Raw genomic sequence first — 18,644 nt, forward strand, 5'->3', positions numbered from 1 at the left:
CCCCCTTTCATCCGAAAAGGGGGATTTCTTTTATGTTTGTTTCGCTTCTTCGAATAGCGAAATGGCCTTTTTTCGTCTTTCTTGATGATCGACTGTAGGCAGAGGATATGTATCCCCCAGCACGCATCCCGATTTCATTTGCTCATCTATCGGCATTTTACTCGGTTCATGAATCCATTTTTCATTCACATGCTTTAGTTCTGATACATACCTTCTAATATATTCTCCGCTTGGATCAAATCGTTTCGACTGGGTCGTTGGGTTAAAAATACGGAAGTAAGGAACAGCATCCGTTCCGACGGAGGCTGCCCACTGAAATCCTCCAATATTCGAAGCCTCATCATAGTCGACAAGTTTTCTCGCAAAATACGCTTCGCCCATTCTCCAATCGATGAGATAATCTTTTGTCAGGAATGAAGCCGTCACCATTCTCAAACGGTTATGCATCCACCCTTCTTCATTTAACTGTCTCATCCCAGCGTCAACGAGCGGGAAGCCTGTTTGTCCTTTACACCAAGCTTCAAAAAGTGTCTCATCATCATTCCATTTTATATGTTGAAAGGAGGCGTTGATTTCTTTTTCTTTCATCTCTGGATAATGCGCAAAGATCATATGATAAAAATCACGCCATGCCAGCTCTTTGATAAATGTTTCCTTGCCCTCATCTTTAACAAGTTCTTCCTCATTGACCGCATGAAAGATTGTGCGAATAGAAATGGTCCCGGTTTTTAAGAACCGAGACAGCTTGCTCGTCCCAAAAACAGACGGAATATCTCGTTTCTCATGATAACGCGTCAATCTTTCTTGAATAAAGCCGCCTAGCGTGCTTCTCGCTTTGTCTGACCCAATCTGATCGAATTTCCTTGTACATTTCTTAATGATGTCCCTTAGTTTCGCATCTCCCTTTTCAGAAAGTGACTCATCACAAATCGTATGCTTGCTGCTCAGAAATGATTTGTCAACTTTTATCACAGACTGCTTCTCCTGCTTCCTCCAAGCTTGATAGTATGGAGTAAACACTTGATAATGAGACCCATCCGCTTTTAAAATATCTCTCGCCCCATGCAGATGCGTATCTTGCCACTTTGACACATGAATGCCCTTTTCTTCTAAGAAACGGGTCACTTGCTCATCACGTGTTCGACCATTTCCTACTTCGTCCTCATTAAAAAAGACCGCATTGATGTCATAAGCATTCATGAGCTTTTGAAAAGCGGACAAAATATCATCATGAATGAGATGAACATACATGTGAGATTCTCTCGCTTCCTTGACGAAATTGGCCAAGTTTTGAAAGAAATGTTCGTTGTTCAAATCCAGTTCCATTTCTGTAAAAAACGGATCTAGATGATAAAAAGCAAATAATCGGTACTGATGTTTTTTTGCATATGTGATCGCTTTTGATAAGGCGATATGATCATCCAATCGCATATCTCGGCGAAACCAAATCACGACAATTTCCACTCTTTCTTCACCTCATTCTATAGTGTAATCACTCTATCGGCCGGCTGCACATTTTAATGCGCTCAAAAAAAGACACATCCAAATGGATGTGTCTCACTCATTATTCAGGCTTTAAGACAATCAACAGATCTCCAGTTTGAATCCCTTCTCCATTCGTGACATGAATTTCATCCACGACTGCTGAGAACGGTGCTTGTACCGTCGTTTCCATTTTCATCGCTTCATTGATCATCAAATGCTCACCTTGGGAAATTTTCTGTCCTTTTTCAACAAGTACTTTGATGACAGTGCCTGGCATTGATGCCGCAATGTGATTTGGATTTGAGCGATCTGCCTTCATTTTTTCTTGAACGGAGGATTTGATGCTTTCATCCTTAATGACCACTTCACGCGGCTGTCCATTCAGTTCAAAGTAAAGCACTCTTGTAGCGTCCGGATTCGGTTCTCCAATGGACACGAGTTTGACAATGAGGGTTTTCCCTTTCTCAATTTCTACCTCAATTTCTTCACCAAGTCTCATGCCGTAGAAGAAGGTAGGTGTGTCAAGAACAGAGATATCTCCATAGCTTTCTGCTGTTTGAACAAATTCAGAAAAGACTTTCGGGTATAAAGCATATGCAATGGCATCTTGTTCTGTTAACGTCAAGTCATGTGATTCTTTGAACTGCTTTTTGATTTCTTCAAAGTCCACTGGTTTCAGTTTCTCACCTGGTCTGACAGTAAGCGGCTCCTCCCCTTTTAAAATCAGCTTTTGCAATTTTTCTGGGAATCCGCCATGAGGCTGTCCTAAATAGCCTTTAAACAATTCAACAACCGAATCTGGGAAATCCAGTGTTGCTCCTTTTTCATAAACATCCTCTTCTGTCAGATCGTTTTGCACCATATAAAGTGCCATATCTCCGACCACTTTAGAAGACGGTGTCACTTTCACAATGTCACCAAACATGTCATTTACACGTCTGTACATTTCTTTTACTTCATTCCAGCGGTCGCCAAGGCCGACCCCTTTCGCCTGCTGTTGCAGGTTACTATACTGGCCACCAGGCATTTCATGCTCATAAATTTCTGTATGCGGTGAATTCATTCCGCTTTCAAACTCATGGTAATATTTTCTGACGGAATCCCAATATTGAGAAAGACGTTCAACCGCTTGAACATTCATTTCGGGCTTTCTTTCATGTCCGTCTAAAGCATAATATAATGAGCTCGCACTTGGTTGTGATGTGAGCCCCGCCATAGAGCTGACTGCAACATCAACAATATCAACACCTGCATCAATCGCTCTTGCATAGGTGAAGAGTCCATTTCCACTCGTATCGTGTGTATGAAGATGGATTGGAATCGTGAGCTCGTCTTTTAGAGCAGATACAAGTTCATAAGCCGCCTGCGGTTTTAATAATCCCGCCATATCTTTAATGCCTAAAATATGAGCGCCTGCGGATTCAAGCTCCTTCGCAAGAGAGACATAATATTTCAAATCATATTTCGGACGTGATGGATCAAGAATATCACCTGTATAACAAATCGCTGCCTCTGCCACTTTGCCTGATTCACGAACAGAATCAATGGCAAGCGTCATGCCTTTGACCCAGTTTAGGCTGTCAAAAATACGGAAGACGTCAATGCCTGCCTCTGCCGATTCCTTTACAAATGCTTTAATCACATTATCCGCATAGTTTGTATATCCGACAGCGTTTGATGATCTTAATAGCATTTGGAACAAAGTGTTTGGCACTTCTTGACGAAGCTCTTTCAATCTTTCCCAAGGATCTTCTTTCAAGAAACGATATGCCACATCAAATGTAGCGCCGCCCCACATTTCCATACTGAATAACTCTGGCCATAAACCTGCTGTTGGCTGCGCAACTTTCTTTAAGTCGTGTGTTCTAAAGCGTGTTGCAAGCAGGGATTGATGTGCGTCTCTAAAGGTTGTATCCGTTAAAAGTACACCGCTTTGCTCTTTCACCCAATTGGCGAGCCCCTCAGGTCCATGCTTGTCTAACAATTGTTTTGTTCCAGAAGGAATCGTTTCATGGACAGCAAGTTTCGGCACATTTGGTTTATCAAAATGAGGCTTCTTATTTTCCGAAATACCAGGGAACCCATTAATGGTAACGTTACCAATATAAGTAAGCATTTTCGTTCCACGGTCTTTTTGCTTAGGGAAGTTAAATAGCTCAGGTGTTGAATCAATAAACGATGTATCATATTCCCCTCTTAGAAACTTCTCGTGCTTTGCGACGTTTTCAAGAAACGGGATATTTGTTTTAATGCCGCGAATCCTGAATTCTTGTAAATTTCGGACCATTTTAGCCGCAGCTTGATCAAATGTAAGTGCCCAAGTAGACAGCTTGACCAACAGTGAATCGTAATAAGGTGTAATCACCGCACCTTGGAAGCTGTTCCCTGTATCAAGACGTACACCAAAACCACCGCCTGAACGGTAAGCCATGATTTTTCCTGTATCTGGCATGAAGTCATTCAAAGGATCTTCTGTTGTGACCCTTGATTGAATGGCAAATCCATGTGTAAAGATATCTTCTTGTTTTGGTATCCCGACTTCTTTGCTGTGAAGGTCATGTCCTTTTGCGACAAGAATTTGGGTTTGGACGATATCGACACCTGTGATCATTTCTGTGATCGTGTGTTCCACTTGGACCCTAGGATTGACTTCAATAAAATAAAACTCCCCATTTGCCACTAGGAATTCTACAGTCCCTGCATTGATATACGATACATTCTGCGCCAGCTGAACAGCCGCTTCACAGATGTCTTCACGCAATTGATTAGAAAGAGACACACTTGGTGCAACCTCAATGACTTTTTGATGACGCCTTTGAACAGAGCAGTCACGCTCATATAAATGAATGATATTGCCGTGATTGTCTCCAATCACCTGCACTTCAATATGTTTCGGATTTTCAATCAGCTTTTCAACGTATACTTCGTCATTTCCAAAAGCCGCTTTCGCCTCTGACTTTGCACGGTCATAGGCTTCGTTCAGCTCCTCTTTTGATCTGACAATCCGCATACCTCGGCCGCCGCCTCCAAGTGAAGCTTTAATAATAAACGGGTAACCATATTCTTCACCGAATTTTTCGACTTCTTTGACCGAATCAACTGGCCCGTCACTTCCTGGAATGACTGGAATTCCAGCTTTTTTCGCTTCATCTCTCGCTTTTACTTTATCTCCAAACATATCTAAATGTTGAGAAGTTGGGCCGATGAATTGGATGCCTTCCTCTTCGCATCGTCTTGCAAAATGAATGTTTTCAGATAAAAATCCGTATCCTGGATGAATCGCATCCACGTCATTTCGTTTTGCAATTTCGATGATCCCCTCGATATCAAGGTAGGCATCAATCGGCTTTTTACCTTCTCCAACTAGATATGCTTCATCGGCTTTATAGCGATGATAAGAGCCCGAGTCTTCTTTGGAGTAAATGGCCACTGTACGTAAGTTGAGCTCCGTACAGGCCCTAAAGACTCTGATAGCGATTTCCCCTCTGTTTGCAACTAGAACCTTTTGAATTGTTCTCTGTGACATTCTCACTCCTCCATATCCCTTAAAATTTTATATGTACTCTATAATAAAGGAAGAAATGAAAACTGTACACTTTTGTTTTCTAAAGATTCAAAGTTTTCTGCAATCCATTTTTTTGAATCGATGGTTTGCTGATTGATTTTTTCTTTTTATAACGCTCTTTATATTCAGTGAACATGCTGATATTCAGCAATATTCCCATACATCCACTCAGTAAAATGATAGAGGATCCCCCGTAGCTGATAAACGGAAGTGTAACCCCAGTGATCGGAATGAGCCCTGAAACACCGCCCAAATTAATACACGTTTGGATGGCAATCATTGAAGAAATTCCTATTGCAAGCAAACTTCCAAACGGATCTTCACACTTTCTCGCAATGTAAAAACCTTTCACGACAATAAAGCCAAGGAGAGCAAGGACAAAAAATACACCGAAAAAACCAAGCTCTTCCGAGATAATTGCCATGATAAAATCTGTATGCGGTTCTGGAAGGTATCCATACTTTTGTACACTCTCTCCAAGACCAAGACCAAAAAAGCCGCCTGATCCAATCGCATAATATGAATTAATCAATTGATGCCCAGAAGCGCCTGCGTCTTTAAATGGATCTTGGAAACTCTCAAAACGTCCAAGACGATTCTGCGTGAAAATTTTATCCCAAAAAAGAATAATAAACGGTGTCACAACAACCATCACCGCACTAAATAAAGCGAGCAGCTTGGCCAGCGTTTTACCGCTAAACCCTGAGCATAAAATCATCGCAAGGGCAATCATACCAATGATAAAAGCTGTCCCATAGTCTGGCTGCAAAATAATAAATCCGCATAGGATGGAGACAACCACAATTGGAGGTGTAACCCCTCTTAAAATATGGTCAATATAATGCTGCTTCTTTGCATAGACAGCAGCAAGATAAATGATGACAACGATCTTCACGAATTCCGCTGGCTGAAGACTAAAAGGCCCAAATTTGATCCAACTTCTAGCATTCCCTGCAATGTGACCGCCAAAGTACACATAAATGAGAGAAAACACAGATAGCAAAAGCATCACAATTTGGAATCTTTTATTTAAGAGCAGCTGATACGGAATGAGGGCTGTAAAAATCAAGATGACCGCCCCGACAATCATAAATAAAAGCTGTTTCTTGAAAAAATTATCTGGCGCAGCATCATATCTGATCACAGATGTAATCATACTTGAGCTATACACCATCACCAAGCCGAATGCGCTAATTAATATAATGGCGAACAATAATGAGTAGTCATACGATTTTAGCATTCTCTTTAACATATAATCCTCTTCCTAACGTCTATTTCTACTGCTTGATATTCTCTTCTCTTAGCTGTTCTTATTCTACTACATTTTCTCCGTTTGATCCCGTTTTACCTCTTTATATTGTTCGTCTTTCATGAGACAATCAAGTCCGTTTGGCATCAATCAAAATAAAAAGGCGGACAAAAAAACTCAAACTTATGTTGTGGAAGTTTGAGTTTTCAATCATTATTTTTTTGTGAACGCATCATGAAGTGCGGATAGTTCTCTCTCAAGTTTATCGAGTAGTTTTTTGCCTTCATGTTGATCAACTAATCCAAGCCGGACAGCGAAATCAATTTCTCTCGATAATCCGAACATTTGAGTATCTAAAACCTCTTCATAAAGAGGACATTGCGGCATCGTTAAGTTGTCCATTTGCACTTGGATCAATTTTAAAATTTTATCTGCATCCAATTTTAATAAAGCCAGTGCTTTTTGCCGATGATCGACTAAAATTTCTGACGCCAAAAGTATCCCTCCGTTCCCCAGGCGAGTACCTAATTCTTCTATTTATCATAAAGCGAAACGCCCAAAATTGCAAGCAGATTTGTACAGTTCGCTCTGTAAAAATAAAAAGAAGCCATTCGTTATTAAAAGATACTCATCTCATATTTTTCACTCATGAGCTCAAGCAGCTTAATACCCGCAATACTATTCCCTTTTTCATCCAAAGCAGGCCCGAATATACCTATCCCAAAGTCGTATGGCGCCGCCCCCATAATTCCGCCTGAAACACCACTTTTAGCAGGGATTCCGATATTGATCGCAAATTCCCCGCTCGCATTGTACATACCGCATGTGACCATAAACGTTTTACAAATTCTAGCGACATCTTTCGAAAGGATTTGCTTTCCTGTCTCTGGATGCCTGCCATCTAATGAAAAAACACACGCGATCTTCGCCAAATCCAGGCTGTTCATCATGACGGCGCACTGCTTCGTATAGACATCCATCACCTCTTCTACATTCCCTTTAATGATATGATATTGCTTCATATAATAGCACATTGCGCGGTTAATCATTGATGTTTCAAATTCGGATGCAGCGGTTTCTTTGCAATATGTAATGGTGGTGTCATTGGCAAGCTCTCTAATAAAACCAAGCAGCCGGTTCAGCTGATCTTGCGGCGTTGCCCCTCTTATTAAACTTGTAACGGCAAGCGCTCCTGCATTAATCATTGGGTTAAGCGGCTTATTTGGGCTTGCTGTCTCTAGTTTAATCATCGAATTAAACGGGTCGCCAGTCGGTTCTTGTCCAACATATTGAAACACTTTTTTCGGTCCTTCTTCTGAGAGCACGAGCGCCAGTGCTAATACTTTTGAAATACTTTGCAGGGTGAATCGTTTATCAACATTTCCTGCTGAGTGGCACGTATTACTCACATGATAAACAGCGACAGATAAATCCGATTGATCCGCTTTACCGAGTGCCGGAATATAGGATGCTACCTTTCCATTTTTGGCCACCTTTTTTGCCTCTTCTACAAATCGCTGAAGCTCTTCATTGTCACGACATGCCATGCCCAAAATCCTCCCTATTTTTCGTCTAATCGTAGTTTGTACAAGGAGGTGCATGTTTATGAAAGTGACAAAGCGGGCGAAAACTTCTATAATTTATGTTGGAAAGGGGTTGTCTTGAACATGAGCATTATTCAAATCAAGGGGAACGTACAATACAAGATCACCATTGATCCGAGTGTATGGATTTTTGATGACCGTAAATTTTTAATGGATTCATTTTTTGAGAAAAGTGCAGCAAACGAAGAGCAGCAGCTAGATCAGGAGCTTGATCAAGAGCGGGTCATAAGAGAAGGTCAAACACTTCCACCCACATTAAAAACAGAGAAAAAGTACGAAAAAGAAAGACTTGTCACAGGCAGCTTCGGGATGAAACTTGGCGACATGATAAAAAATGCAGAACCGCTCGAACAAGCGGAGACGTGTGAATTTGTCACAGAAACAGAAACAATTGCTGTTCCGCTCTCTAAGGCGATGGATAGCATTGCCCATTTCAGCCAAAATGGAAAACCTATAACAGAAGAAGGACCAATCCACGTTTATTTCGAGGATCAGTCCAACATCACTCAGCCGATTAAAGGCGTCAAAGAGTTAATCATTACATAAGATGGCGGGTCTGGACTATAATAAATCAGCTGCAAGCTGTGCAAGTCCAGACCTTTCTCCTTTGACAAGCTTGACATGTCCAGATATTTGCTGCCCTTTGAAACGCTCAATGACATATGTGAGCCCATTATTTAAGCTGTCTAAATAAGGGTGATCAATCTGCTCTGGGTCTCCCATCAGCACAATTTTACTTCCCTCACCAACCCGCGTTAATAATGTTTTTACTTCGTGTTTTGTTAAGTTTTGCGCCTCATCGATAATGATAAATTGATCAGGGATACTTCTCCCGCGAATATACGTTAAAGCTTCCACTTGAATTGAACCGATGCCCGCTAGTATCGCATCGAGTTCACCAGGTTTTTTTGTGTTAAATAAAAATTCTAGGTTGTCATAGATCGGCTGCATCCACGGTCTGAGCTTCTCTTCTTTTTCGCCTGGCAAATACCCTAAGTCCTTACCGACAGGAACAATAGAGCGGGCCACGATGAGCTTTTTAAACATGCCGAGGTCCTCTGTCTGCATTAATCCAGCAGCAAGTGCAAGCAGTGTCTTTCCTGTTCCCGCTTTTCCGATAAGTGTCACAAGCGGAATATCGCGGCGTAAAAGTAACTCAAGCGCCATCGTTTGCTGGACATTTTTTGGGCGAATTCCCCAAATATGTTCTTGGTCATAAATAAGCCGTTTCACATGCTCTGCTTTTTGATCAAGCATCCCCAAAGCAGAACCACCCTCATTTCCCTTCATAATAACAAATTGATGAGGGTTTAATGGCGTTTGGGTGACGTCTTTTATCGGTAACTGATTTTGCTTATAAAATGTATTCAGCTGCTCAGTCGGAATATAGAGCTCGTGATAGCCGTTATCAATGTCTTCATTTTGCAGCACACGATCGCTTAAGAAATCCTCTGCTTGCAGACCAATGGCATCCGCCTTTACTCGCACTAGGACATCTTTGCTGACCAAAATAACAGGTCGGCCATCTGGTTTTGTTTCTTCCTCTAAGCTCAAATTCTTCGCAACAGCCAAAATCCGGTTATCGTTTGTTTTTTCAATGAAAATTTCTTGAAGTTCATGGAAAGAGCGATGATTCAGCTCAATACGCAGCGTTCCTTTTGACTCCAGCGTAATTTTTTCATGCAGTTTCCCTTTCGATCTCAACCCGTCGATTAAACGTGAGACACGTCGTGCGTTTTGCCCAACCTCGTCCATATATCTTTTTTTCGAGTCTACTTCTTCTAACACTACGGCCGGAATCACGACCTCGTTGTCTTCAAATGAAAAGATTGAATTCGGATCCTGTAATAACACATTTGTGTCTAATACATAAATTTTACTCAGGTCCTTCGCCTCCTGATCGGGGTTTCATTCATCCTTGTCTTTCCAAAAACGATTGTTAAAATATATGTTTTCATGAATAAAGTTAGAAGGTTAATTCAACAATAAAATAAATCATGCAGTTTGTGAAGGAGGGAATACACATGCGACTATTTTTGACGTTATTCATGGTTCAAACCATTCTTTTATTAGGCGCTTGCCAGCATCAAGAGAAGCCTTTGGCACAAGAACATCAAGACGGAAACAAGCATTTAGTAAGAGTATCAGACTCATCCAAGAAAAACACTGACAAAGCCCGCCCATCAACAGATGTGGCGCAGCACCTAGTGAATGTGACTGAGCATGTGGCAGATGTAAATGACGCAACAGCGATCGTCATCGGCAAGTACGCTGTCGTTGGCATTGATGTAAAAGATGATTTAGATAGAAGCAAAGTTGAAACCATTAAATATTCAGTCGCCAAAGCGCTGAAAAATGACCCAGAAGGTGCGAATGCTGTTGTCGTCGCTGATCCAGATACAGTGAGCCGTTTAAAGGAAATGGGCAAAGAAATTCAAGCTGGCAGACCAGTAAGCGGAATTATGGACGAACTAGCAGCCATTGTGGGCCGTGTTATGCCAGAAATGCCTCGAAATGAAATCGACCGTAACGAAACAGATCCGACGAATGATCCGAATCATCAGCTCAAACAACAAGATCAAAAGCAATTAGAAAAAAACCAAAACGATCAATCAAACCATCATATGAATCAGAAGAAATAATGAGAACGGCTTATATCTCTTGTGATATAAGCCTTTTTTATGCTGATTTTAAGTAGCTCAAAAAACATGCTATAATCAAGGCATGACCAAAGTGAGGTGAAAATGATGAGAGTGAAGTGCTCATTATGTGAAAAGCTTGAAACCATTAATGATGATACACTTGTTGCTAAACGGTTAAGAAATCGACCGATTCATACATATATGTGCGATGACTGCCAAGAAAGAATTAAAGTAAAGACAGAGGCACGCATCAAAACTGGCAGATTCTCTCTTTATCAAGATCCTGCGACGAAAGAGAAAAAGAAGAAAAAAGGAAAAAAAGAACAGAAGACGTAAAAAAGACCTGACACAAGTTCAGGTCTTTTTTACGTACTCACTGTTCCTTCTTTTTTCGCACGATGCAGCCGTATTTTATAAATAATCAAAATGACAGCTGCCACAACCAGGCCTTCTGCTACTGGCAAGAAGATTCCTAGAAATGTGAGAAACGTGCAGCCAAAAATCAAAAACAAATAAATGACAAGTGCTTTTAAAATCGGTAAACGTCTAGCAAAGCCGAGTTTAAAAACAATAATCGCTAAAACAAGGATGGTGCCATATAGGAGCCACATCCCTGTTTGCGGATTTTCATCGACACGAAACAGCATCGCGAAAAAGGATAGATTCTCACTTACTTCCTGATCATTCAAAAAGATTCCCTCCCCTTATCTTTCAGGGTTCTATCTTTTTAATTCTTCATGGAATTAAGATAATCCTGCTAGCTTTTTCTTCTTCGCAGCTTTCTCACGTTCGTTTTTATCTAAAATTTTCTTTCTTAAACGGATCGATTCCGGTGTAACCTCACAGTATTCGTCTTCATTTAAGTACTCAAGAGATTCCTCAAGTGACATAATACGTGGTTTTTTCATGCTAACCGTTTGATCTTTTGTCGCTGAACGTACGTTTGTTTGTTGTTTCATACGGCTCACGTTGACAACAAGATCGTTTTCACGGTTATGCTCACCAACAATCATTCCTTGGTATACTTCAACACCCGGCTCAACGAAAATCACACCGCGCTCTTCAACGCCTTGGATTCCGTAAGCAGTTGCTTTACCTGTTTCCATTGAAACAAGTACACCTTGACGGCGTCCGCCAACTTGACCAGACTGCATCGGCTGGTAGCTGTCAAATGTATGGTTCAAAATACCAAAACCACGAGTTAATGAAAGAAATTCAGTTGTATATCCGATTAAACCACGTGATGGAACTGTAAAGATCAGGCGAACTTGACCGTTACCATTATTGATCATGTCAATCATTTCACCTTTTCTTGCACCCATTGATTCCATAACAGAGCCAGTATGCTCTTCAGGTACATCAATTTGAACACGCTCTACAGGCTCACATCGAACACCATCTACTTCTTTTACAATAACTTCTGGCTTCGATACTTGGAGTTCAAATCCTTCACGTCTCATATTCTCAATCAGAATTGATAAGTGAAGCTCACCGCGTCCTGATACGACCCAAGCATCAGGTGAATCCGTTGGATCTACACGAAGACTTACGTCTGTTTGAAGCTGCTGTTCTAAACGCTCTTCAATTTTACGTGATGTCACGTACTTTCCTTCACGGCCTGCAAACGGGCTGTTATTGACAACAAATGTCATTTGAAGTGTCGGCTCATCAATACGAAGGATCGGCAAAGCCTCTTGGTGTTCTACCGGGCAGACTGTTTCACCTACGTTGATGTCTTCCATACCAGATACTGCGACAAGATCTCCAGCTTTCGCTTCATTGATTTCCACTCGTTTTAACCCTTGGAAACCAAAAATTTTTGTCACGCGGAATTGTTTTACACTGCCATCCACTTTCATTAGAGCAACTTGCTGTCCTACTTGCATCGTTCCTCTAAATACACGGCCAATTCCAATTCTTCCAACATAATCATTGTAATCAAGTAGCGCCACTTGGAATTGAAGCGGCTCTTCATGGTTGTCGACTGGGCATGGGATATGGTTGACAATCGCTTCAAACAACGATTCCATGTTTTCATCTTGCTTACTAGCATCGTTACTTGCTGTACCATTGATTGCTGATGCATATACAACTGGGAATTCAAGCTGTTCTTCTGTTGCATCCAATTCAATGAACAAGTCAATGACTTCATCAACTACTTCAGCTGGACGAGCAAAGTCACGGTCAATTTTATTGACAACAACAATTGGTGTTAAGTTTTGCTCAAGTGCTTTTTTTAGCACGAATCGTGTTTGAGGCATACAACCTTCATATGCATCCACAACGAGAAGTACACCATCTACCATTTTCATGATACGCTCAACTTCACCACCGAAATCGGCGTGTCCTGGTGTATCTAAAATATTAATGCGTGTATCTTTATAATGGATCGCAGTATTTTTAGCTAAGATCGTAATACCGCGCTCTCGCTCTAAATCATTTGAATCCATGGCTCTCTCAGCGATATTTTCATTCGCACGGAAAGTACCAGCTTGATGGAGCAATTGGTCAACAAGCGTCGTTTTACCATGGTCAACGTGGGCAATAATTGCGATGTTGCGAAGGTCTTTTCGAAGTTTCACATTTTCATCTCCTAAAATAATTAGATAACTTTCATATTATATCACAATCCCCTTTAAATGCCGATCGTTTTTCTGTAAACTTATATTAACTCTAAAAAAAGGGATGGAGACAAATGAAACAAATCAAATGGCTTCTATTATTATGTGCATTACTTGCCGTCGTCAGTATGGCGTTTATTGGAGTGTCTGTTGCAGAAAAAAGCATACTGGGAACATGCTTAAGTATTGTGTTCGCCATGATTTTCATGGGTACAGGATTTACATTAAAACGAAAATTAAACGTACAATCATAAAATTTATGAAAAGCCTTTTACATTTTACATGTAGAAGGCTTTTATTTTGGGTAAAAACAAGACCAACCACCTATGTAACACTAATGATTCAACTAAAAATTTCATATAGTGTTGGCAAATCTAAGTAATCTGAACTCCTCCATTTTTCGACAAGAACTTTTATAGTTCTCCAAAAACAAACACAAAGTTACATTTTTCCTATTCTTCCACAAAGTTTCTCATGGTATGCTGTTCTTGCAACAAAATTTAACAGAAAAGGGAGAGAAAAGAAGCATGAAGAAGTTTTTGAGCAAATCGCTCAGCTCTGTTGTATTTTTCGCTTTAGCTATCATTTTTACTTTCACAACAGTAGCTCCTGGGCAAGCAAGTGCTGCAACTTTCAAAGGGATTCCTTTTGAGCAGCAACAAATCATTAAAGATTTATTGGAGAAAAACGAGCGTGTTATCAGCATTCTCATCAATTCATTTGTTGAGGAAGACAACAACTACACATTTGATGTGAAAAAAGCTGTTGAGCTCGGTTTGACTGAAGAAGAAGCGGCGACTGCTGAGAAATTCTTAGATCGCGCAGCTGTTCTTACAATCGTTTTCAGTGAAAGCATCACTAAAAACGAAAAAGGAAAATTAGTTTTTGATGCAGAAAAAGCTGTTGAACTTGGTCTTACTAAAGAAGAAGCAACTAAATTCGAAAAGCTTTTCAAATCAGTGATCAGAATTGCTGATCTTGCTGGTGATGCACTTGTTCTAGACAAAAAAGGAAACGTTGTAATTGATTCTAAAATCGCTAAAGGTCTTGGATTCAGCTCTACTGAATTACTTGTTTTCAACCAATTGCTTAAGAAAATTCCTCAAGAGCAATTAAAAACATTCTATGATGCAGTTCAAATTGCTAAAGAAAAATTGAACTAAGCTCAAAACCCCCATCCGGTTCATCCAGATGGGGGTTCTTTCTTATATCCAATAGATCAAGAGCATGATGAGATAGACGATACTAAAAACGATACTTGCCCGTAATAACAGTTTTCCATAGTAGCGCTTTTCAAACTTTCTTTTTTCTTCTTTTTCATCTATGAACGGTATGAAATCTGTTGACTTTGCAATAGAGACTGGTTCTTTCATTTCTTCATATAGATGAAGGCATTTTTTGCATGAACGTAAGTGCTCATTCACTAATTGATTTGTTTCTTCACTCGTGTCCCCTTCTATATAAAGTGGTAATAGTTCTTCAATCAAATAACAGTTCATTTGTTGAACTCCTCACAATGTAGCTTTCGTTTCAGCTCTAATCTTGCTCGATGAAGGGTTGTCTTTACTTTAGATAAAGTCCAATTCAAAATTTCCGCTACTTCTTCATACGATAATTCCTGAATATCTCTTAAAATGAGGACTTCTCGGTAAGAATCCTTCAATTGATTGATATGGCTCCACAGCCTTTGAATATCAGCTTGAGTTTCTAAATGGTCTTCAGGTGTCATGAATATCTGCTGCTCTAAAAAATCAGCTTTTTCTACATCCGTAAAAGTTCGTTTTACTTTTCGGCGATAGTCGTTGACAAATGTATGATAAGCAATGGTGTAAAGCCATGTTTTAATGCTTGAATGTCCTTTAAAAGAGGATAACCCATGCAGTGCCTTGATAAATACATCCTGCGCAAGATCCTTGGCTGTTTCGACATTTCCCGTTCTGCGATATAAATATTTGGTGATTTCCTGAAAATATTCTTCATATATTTTTTCAATTTGATTGGTCGGTCTAGACATCAAAAATAAAACCACACAGTCATCCAAATTGATAAAACGATATAAAAGAAGTATAACGAAGAAATAAACCACTTCATGCGTTTTAATTCGAGATAATCGCTCTGATCCTCAGTGTGAATAGGAGCAAACTCGTTTCCCTTAACAGAATGCTGAAACTGCTTTTCATGCGTCTTCATCCAGTTAGAAGCCTCTTCTCCAAGCTCCCCTTCCTGATACAATTCATATAAGTCTTGAAAGATGGCTTGTTTTTCTTTATCTGTCAAAACGTTGCACCTCTTTTGTTCGTCCATTTACTTCATATATTTTCCGCTCATTCGATCCGAAGGTTTGAATGATCACAAACCACGAAATGCTCATTTTCCCCTCTTTGTCGATCATTCTCACCGGCTTGATTTGTTTTTTATAGATGGCATAAGGTTCATACTTTTTGAGAACTTGCTGATAGACTTCATCACGTTCTTGATTCGATACCGTATGTAAAGAAGAGTCTGATTGCAAATTCAACTCAATTCCATCGGCATCTCTCGTCACATGAAGTAAATTTGAAGACCCGTGAAAAGTATATTGTTTGTGTTCACGAGTTCCTGTTTCTGTCTTCACGTCTTTTGACTGTTCCCCTATCATTTCAAACAAATCTTCGTCACTGATATTTCCTTTTTTCTGTTGAAGAATCGCTTTTGATAGCTGTATTTTCAGCAATTCTTTCGTTGAACCATTAAACAGAAATTCAGATTGATCGGCTGTCTTTACCGCCACTTCATGCTGCCATTCAAAATAAAAAGCATCAACGTCTGTGATCTGGTAAGCTGGTGGCTGTAAATTTAACTTTTTATAAATACGATTAATTTTCGTTTTCATTTCTTTGTTTGTTAAATTGATCCCGTCTACATCCTTCAATTGAAAGATGGCGTTCCCATATTGCGCTTGTCGAAGCGTCTCTTTTTTCCAGGTGGCAAACGCTAAGCTCTCATCTTTATTCTGAGACATTTTTGGCAAAAGAAGAACGCTTGTCTCCCCGTCTTCTTTTTCAACCACTACATGAATGCGGTCTAGATCAACGGATCGGCCGCTCCTTTCAAAAAATTCAATGGTTTTTTCCCTATATTCTTTATCGGTCAAATGCTGACCCTTTGCGCGACCATGATAAAAATAGCTGTTTAATTCACCTGTAAACGCAGAAACATTCACTTCATACTGATCGGCTGCAAACACGTAGTTATCAGAGATCGGCTGTTTAATAGTCGTTGAATATAATGTAGTGTCCGCTGGTACAAACTTTGAAGCGAATGCTTTTGCACTTGCTTCAGATAAAGGGCGATATTCTTCTGAGAAAGTATCTGTCAATTCCGTTTTAGTAAATTGAAACATGATATGTGGGAGATTTAGGATTGGGTTCAGCATCAGCATAAAAAAGACGACAATTCCCCAAGCACCCCACTGTCTCAACTTCACCTTGTTTTGTAGTAACGCACATAACAAATGTAATGTCATAAAGCTTCCTGCGGCCGCTACTAAAATCACTATGGACTTAAACGAAGATTGCAGCTCATGCTTCGAGATAGAAGGATAAAAAATATACAGCAGCGCAGCGAAAATCAAGCCATAGAAAAACAGCAATTCTTTCCACTTCTGATGCCAAAACAAACGAAAGAATAGGTAAAGTACCAAAGCGGCAAAGCCAATCATAAGCAAAATGATGATCAAATCTCTCCATACCAGCTCCGTATCACCGCTAAGAAAGAACTTTTTGCTTTCAACTAACACAATAAATATCGTTTGACATAAAGGCAGAAGTAACACAGATAAATCAAACGCAAAAAACATGCCTTTATTTTTTAAATAAGGAAGAGAAATCACATAGAAAAGTGATGCAAGTAAGACATATCCATAGATGAGAAATTGCATGAAATCTGTCAGCACTTCAAATGTTTCGATCGTATACTGTCTAGCTAGAACTTGGTGAATCATCTCAAGTGTCATACTCCCTAGCAGAACTACTCTTAATACGATTCCAGCATAAAATACATAACGACTCTTCTTTTCTTTCCATATGGGAAGTGTAATGAAAAGGACAAATAGTCCAAGCACACACCATTGAATCATGTGGATACTGTACTCATTTAAAATAAAAAACCTTTCAAAATGGAGGGATAAATCACTAAACAAATCAAACATCGCTACACAATCCTTTACTTCAAATTAAGGCCTCGTTCGTATAGACATTTGACTTGTCAAAAAGTTTCATCAAATACAAAAAATCACTTCATTCTCATGAAGTGATTTTGTTTATTTTTTATTTCCGCTTCCCTTTATGTAATCATGCAAGATTTTTTCACAGACGGATCGATTTCCAGCAACAATGCTATTTTTCTCTAGAAACGTTAAGCGTTCTCCGTGAATATTCGAGTAAACAGCGCCTACCTCATCAAGTAACACACATCCAGCAGCATAATCCCAAGGCGCTAGCCTTAACGTGACATATGCGTCGCTTCTTCCGCTTGCAATATAAGCTAGTTCAAGTGCAGCTGACCCAATCGTTCGTGTTCCTCTCACATCGCGTACGAGACGGGCAAACGGCTTAGCGTCAAAATGAGGGCTTTCAATCGCCCATGTTGGGTTAATGCCGACAATGGCTTTTTCAATGGCGACATCTTTTAAAGGCGGGAGTAAGATATCGTTCATATATGCCCCTTCTCCTTTGACTGCATGATAGAGCTCGTCATGGATGACGTCATAAATAAGACCGATTTTCCCCACACCATGTTCAAATATCCCAATTGAAATGGCAAAATTTCGTTTTTGATGGACAAAGTTCATGGTGCCATCAATTGGATCAATGATCCATACGATCCCGTCAAGAGAGGTCACTTCTTCCCCTTGGCCCTCTTCTCCTAAAATATGATGATCTGAAAATGTCGACTGTATCTTTTCAATGAAGAAACGTTCTGTTTCTTTATCGATGTTTGTGACAAGATCATTTGGATTTGATTTTGTTTCAATTGATAGACCTTCCTGCATGGATGCTTTAATGCGGCTACCCGCTTCTTTTACCCAAAGCTTTGCAAGTCGGTCAATTTCCACCCAGTTTGTCATCGGACTGTAAACCTCTTTTCTATGTAGTACCTATTTGTATTAGCATACTGATATTATGTACGTAAAAGCAAGAAAAAAGCAGCTTCATACAAAAACGAACCGATGAATTGGTTCGTTTTTACCTCACCTTGTTTTACCCTTGAAGCTGCTCCCATTCTTTTCTTAGGCGCTCAAGCTTTCGTTTGCTGCGTTCTACTTGGATATCATCTTTTTGCTCGATGGCTTCATGAAGCGTAGAAAGCTCATAATCAACCTCTAATCTCCACACAGCGATGCGATTCTTCTTCTCTTGTCTATACCCATGCTTCACGATTTGCTTCATTGGTCAACGCCCCTTCCAGAGAATGATTCATTCGTTGTCAGTTTTCATT

At 40.0% G+C, this 18,644-nt stretch carries 19 protein-coding genes; 5 read left to right on the plus strand and 14 right to left on the minus strand.

From position 1 onward, the window contains the following. Nucleotides 1–30 precede the first annotated feature (30 nt). The 5 genes from KFQ09_RS02430 to glsA all read right to left on the minus strand — a co-directional run bounded on the left by KFQ09_RS02430 (nt 31) and on the right by glsA (nt 7,846). Complete coding sequence (locus KFQ09_RS02430) at nt 31–1,464, minus strand: cryptochrome/photolyase family protein (RefSeq protein ID WP_255836003.1); 1,434 nt, start codon at nt 1,462–1,464, stop codon at nt 31–33. A 100-nt stretch (nt 1,465–1,564) separates the two neighbouring features. Further along, entirely contained in the window at nt 1,565–5,011 is a 3,447-nt protein-coding gene (gene pyc / locus KFQ09_RS02435; RefSeq protein WP_048001592.1) for a pyruvate carboxylase, read from the minus strand. A gap of 79 nt (nt 5,012–5,090) precedes the next feature. After that, nucleotides 5,091–6,302, minus strand: a complete 1,212-nt coding sequence (gene ftsW, locus KFQ09_RS02440) for a putative lipid II flippase FtsW (protein ID WP_008345051.1) — start codon at nt 6,300–6,302, stop codon at nt 5,091–5,093. Between the two features lie 210 nt (nt 6,303–6,512). Beyond that, nucleotides 6,513–6,794 (minus strand): Fpa/YlaN family protein, encoded by a 282-nt coding sequence (locus tag KFQ09_RS02445; protein WP_003212509.1) that lies wholly within the window; start codon nt 6,792–6,794, stop codon nt 6,513–6,515. A 122-nt stretch (nt 6,795–6,916) separates the two neighbouring features. After that, nucleotides 6,917–7,846, minus strand: coding sequence for a glutaminase A (gene glsA / locus KFQ09_RS02450; protein ID WP_035392166.1), 930 nt, complete (start codon nt 7,844–7,846; stop codon nt 6,917–6,919). A 120-nt stretch (nt 7,847–7,966) separates the two neighbouring features. Between glsA and KFQ09_RS02455 the strand changes: the two genes are divergently transcribed. Beyond that, nucleotides 7,967–8,449: a hypothetical protein gene (locus tag KFQ09_RS02455; protein WP_008345056.1), complete on the plus strand. Its 483-nt coding sequence runs from the start codon at nt 7,967–7,969 to the stop codon at nt 8,447–8,449. A 15-nt stretch (nt 8,450–8,464) separates the two neighbouring features. On the opposite strand, the gene KFQ09_RS02460 is transcribed toward KFQ09_RS02455, so the two are convergent. Further along, entirely contained in the window at nt 8,465–9,787 is a 1,323-nt protein-coding gene (locus KFQ09_RS02460; protein WP_025207279.1) for a PhoH family protein, read from the minus strand. Between the two features lie 140 nt (nt 9,788–9,927). On the opposite strand from KFQ09_RS02460, the gene KFQ09_RS02465 reads away from it, so the two are divergent. Beyond that, nucleotides 9,928–10,545: a YhcN/YlaJ family sporulation lipoprotein gene (locus KFQ09_RS02465; RefSeq protein ID WP_019743435.1), complete on the plus strand. Its 618-nt coding sequence runs from the start codon at nt 9,928–9,930 to the stop codon at nt 10,543–10,545. A 105-nt stretch (nt 10,546–10,650) separates the two neighbouring features. Continuing rightward, on the plus strand, nt 10,651–10,881 hold the full coding sequence (locus KFQ09_RS02470) for a YlaI family protein (RefSeq protein WP_008345063.1): 231 nt from the start codon (nt 10,651–10,653) through the stop codon (nt 10,879–10,881). Nucleotides 10,882–10,910: 29 nt separating this feature from the next. Here KFQ09_RS02470 and KFQ09_RS02475 read toward each other — a convergent pair whose 3' ends face one another. Beyond that, a complete protein-coding gene (locus tag KFQ09_RS02475) occupies nt 10,911–11,192 on the minus strand; it encodes a YlaH-like family protein (RefSeq protein ID WP_045034298.1) in 282 nt (93 codons plus the stop codon). A 96-nt stretch (nt 11,193–11,288) separates the two neighbouring features. Continuing rightward, the gene (gene typA / locus KFQ09_RS02480) at nt 11,289–13,127 is read right to left on the minus strand and encodes a translational GTPase TypA (protein ID WP_008345068.1); all 1,839 of its coding nucleotides are present in this window, start codon (nt 13,125–13,127) and stop codon (nt 11,289–11,291) included. Between the two features lie 113 nt (nt 13,128–13,240). On the opposite strand from typA, the gene KFQ09_RS02485 reads away from it, so the two are divergent. Further along, complete coding sequence (locus tag KFQ09_RS02485; protein WP_008345070.1) at nt 13,241–13,420, plus strand: DUF5325 family protein; 180 nt, start codon at nt 13,241–13,243, stop codon at nt 13,418–13,420. A 273-nt stretch (nt 13,421–13,693) separates the two neighbouring features. Continuing rightward, nucleotides 13,694–14,329: a hypothetical protein gene (locus KFQ09_RS02490; RefSeq protein ID WP_017359387.1), complete on the plus strand. Its 636-nt coding sequence runs from the start codon at nt 13,694–13,696 to the stop codon at nt 14,327–14,329. Between the two features lie 42 nt (nt 14,330–14,371). On the opposite strand, the gene KFQ09_RS02495 is transcribed toward KFQ09_RS02490, so the two are convergent. From KFQ09_RS02495 to KFQ09_RS02520, 6 genes are all read right to left on the minus strand, one after another. Further along, a complete protein-coding gene (locus tag KFQ09_RS02495) occupies nt 14,372–14,665 on the minus strand; it encodes an anti-sigma factor family protein (protein ID WP_025207277.1) in 294 nt (97 codons plus the stop codon). Continuing rightward, nucleotides 14,662–15,180 (minus strand): sigma-70 family RNA polymerase sigma factor, encoded by a 519-nt coding sequence (locus tag KFQ09_RS02500; protein WP_175580593.1) that lies wholly within the window; start codon nt 15,178–15,180, stop codon nt 14,662–14,664. The genes KFQ09_RS02495 and KFQ09_RS02500 overlap by 4 nt, the downstream gene beginning before the upstream one ends. Beyond that, nucleotides 15,180–15,443, minus strand: a complete 264-nt coding sequence (locus KFQ09_RS02505; RefSeq protein ID WP_025207275.1) for a hypothetical protein — start codon at nt 15,441–15,443, stop codon at nt 15,180–15,182. Before KFQ09_RS02505 ends, KFQ09_RS02500 begins: the two co-directional genes overlap by 1 nt. After that, nucleotides 15,433–17,283: a DMT family transporter gene (locus KFQ09_RS02510; RefSeq protein ID WP_255836004.1), complete on the minus strand. Its 1,851-nt coding sequence runs from the start codon at nt 17,281–17,283 to the stop codon at nt 15,433–15,435. The genes KFQ09_RS02505 and KFQ09_RS02510 overlap by 11 nt, the downstream gene beginning before the upstream one ends. A gap of 183 nt (nt 17,284–17,466) precedes the next feature. Further along, nucleotides 17,467–18,273 (minus strand): inositol monophosphatase family protein, encoded by an 807-nt coding sequence (locus tag KFQ09_RS02515; protein WP_007499854.1) that lies wholly within the window; start codon nt 18,271–18,273, stop codon nt 17,467–17,469. 133 nt (nt 18,274–18,406) lie between these two features. Further along, the gene (locus KFQ09_RS02520) at nt 18,407–18,595 is read right to left on the minus strand and encodes a hypothetical protein (RefSeq protein WP_008345085.1); all 189 of its coding nucleotides are present in this window, start codon (nt 18,593–18,595) and stop codon (nt 18,407–18,409) included. Nucleotides 18,596–18,644 lie beyond the last annotated feature (49 nt).

It is taken from the genome of Bacillus sp. FS02 (assembly GCF_024398395.1).
GTDB lineage: Bacteria > Bacillota > Bacilli > Bacillales > Bacillaceae > Bacillus > Bacillus altitudinis.

Bases quoted from the DNA above. Each gene is read 5' to 3' on its own strand.
- pyc (WP_048001592.1), bottom strand. From the start codon at position 5,011: ATGTCACAGAGAACAATTCAAAAGGTTCTAGTTGCAAACAGAGGGGAA.
- ftsW (WP_008345051.1), bottom strand. From the start codon at position 6,302: ATGTTAAAGAGAATGCTAAAATCGTATGACTACTCATTATTGTTCGCC.
- glsA (WP_035392166.1), bottom strand. From the start codon at position 7,846: ATGGCATGTCGTGACAATGAAGAGCTTCAGCGATTTGTAGAAGAGGCA.
- KFQ09_RS02455 (WP_008345056.1), top strand. From the start codon at position 7,967: ATGAGCATTATTCAAATCAAGGGGAACGTACAATACAAGATCACCATT.
- KFQ09_RS02465 (WP_019743435.1), top strand. From the start codon at position 9,928: ATGCGACTATTTTTGACGTTATTCATGGTTCAAACCATTCTTTTATTA.
- KFQ09_RS02470 (WP_008345063.1), top strand. From the start codon at position 10,651: ATGAGAGTGAAGTGCTCATTATGTGAAAAGCTTGAAACCATTAATGAT.
- KFQ09_RS02475 (WP_045034298.1), bottom strand. From the start codon at position 11,192: ATGCTGTTTCGTGTCGATGAAAATCCGCAAACAGGGATGTGGCTCCTA.
- KFQ09_RS02485 (WP_008345070.1), top strand. From the start codon at position 13,241: ATGAAACAAATCAAATGGCTTCTATTATTATGTGCATTACTTGCCGTC.
- KFQ09_RS02490 (WP_017359387.1), top strand. From the start codon at position 13,694: ATGAAGAAGTTTTTGAGCAAATCGCTCAGCTCTGTTGTATTTTTCGCT.
- KFQ09_RS02495 (WP_025207277.1), bottom strand. From the start codon at position 14,665: ATGAACTGTTATTTGATTGAAGAACTATTACCACTTTATATAGAAGGG.
- KFQ09_RS02500 (WP_175580593.1), bottom strand. From the start codon at position 15,180: ATGTCTAGACCGACCAATCAAATTGAAAAAATATATGAAGAATATTTT.
- KFQ09_RS02510 (WP_255836004.1), bottom strand. From the start codon at position 17,283: ATGATTCAATGGTGTGTGCTTGGACTATTTGTCCTTTTCATTACACTT.
- KFQ09_RS02515 (WP_007499854.1), bottom strand. From the start codon at position 18,273: ATGACAAACTGGGTGGAAATTGACCGACTTGCAAAGCTTTGGGTAAAA.
- KFQ09_RS02520 (WP_008345085.1), bottom strand. From the start codon at position 18,595: ATGAAGCAAATCGTGAAGCATGGGTATAGACAAGAGAAGAAGAATCGC.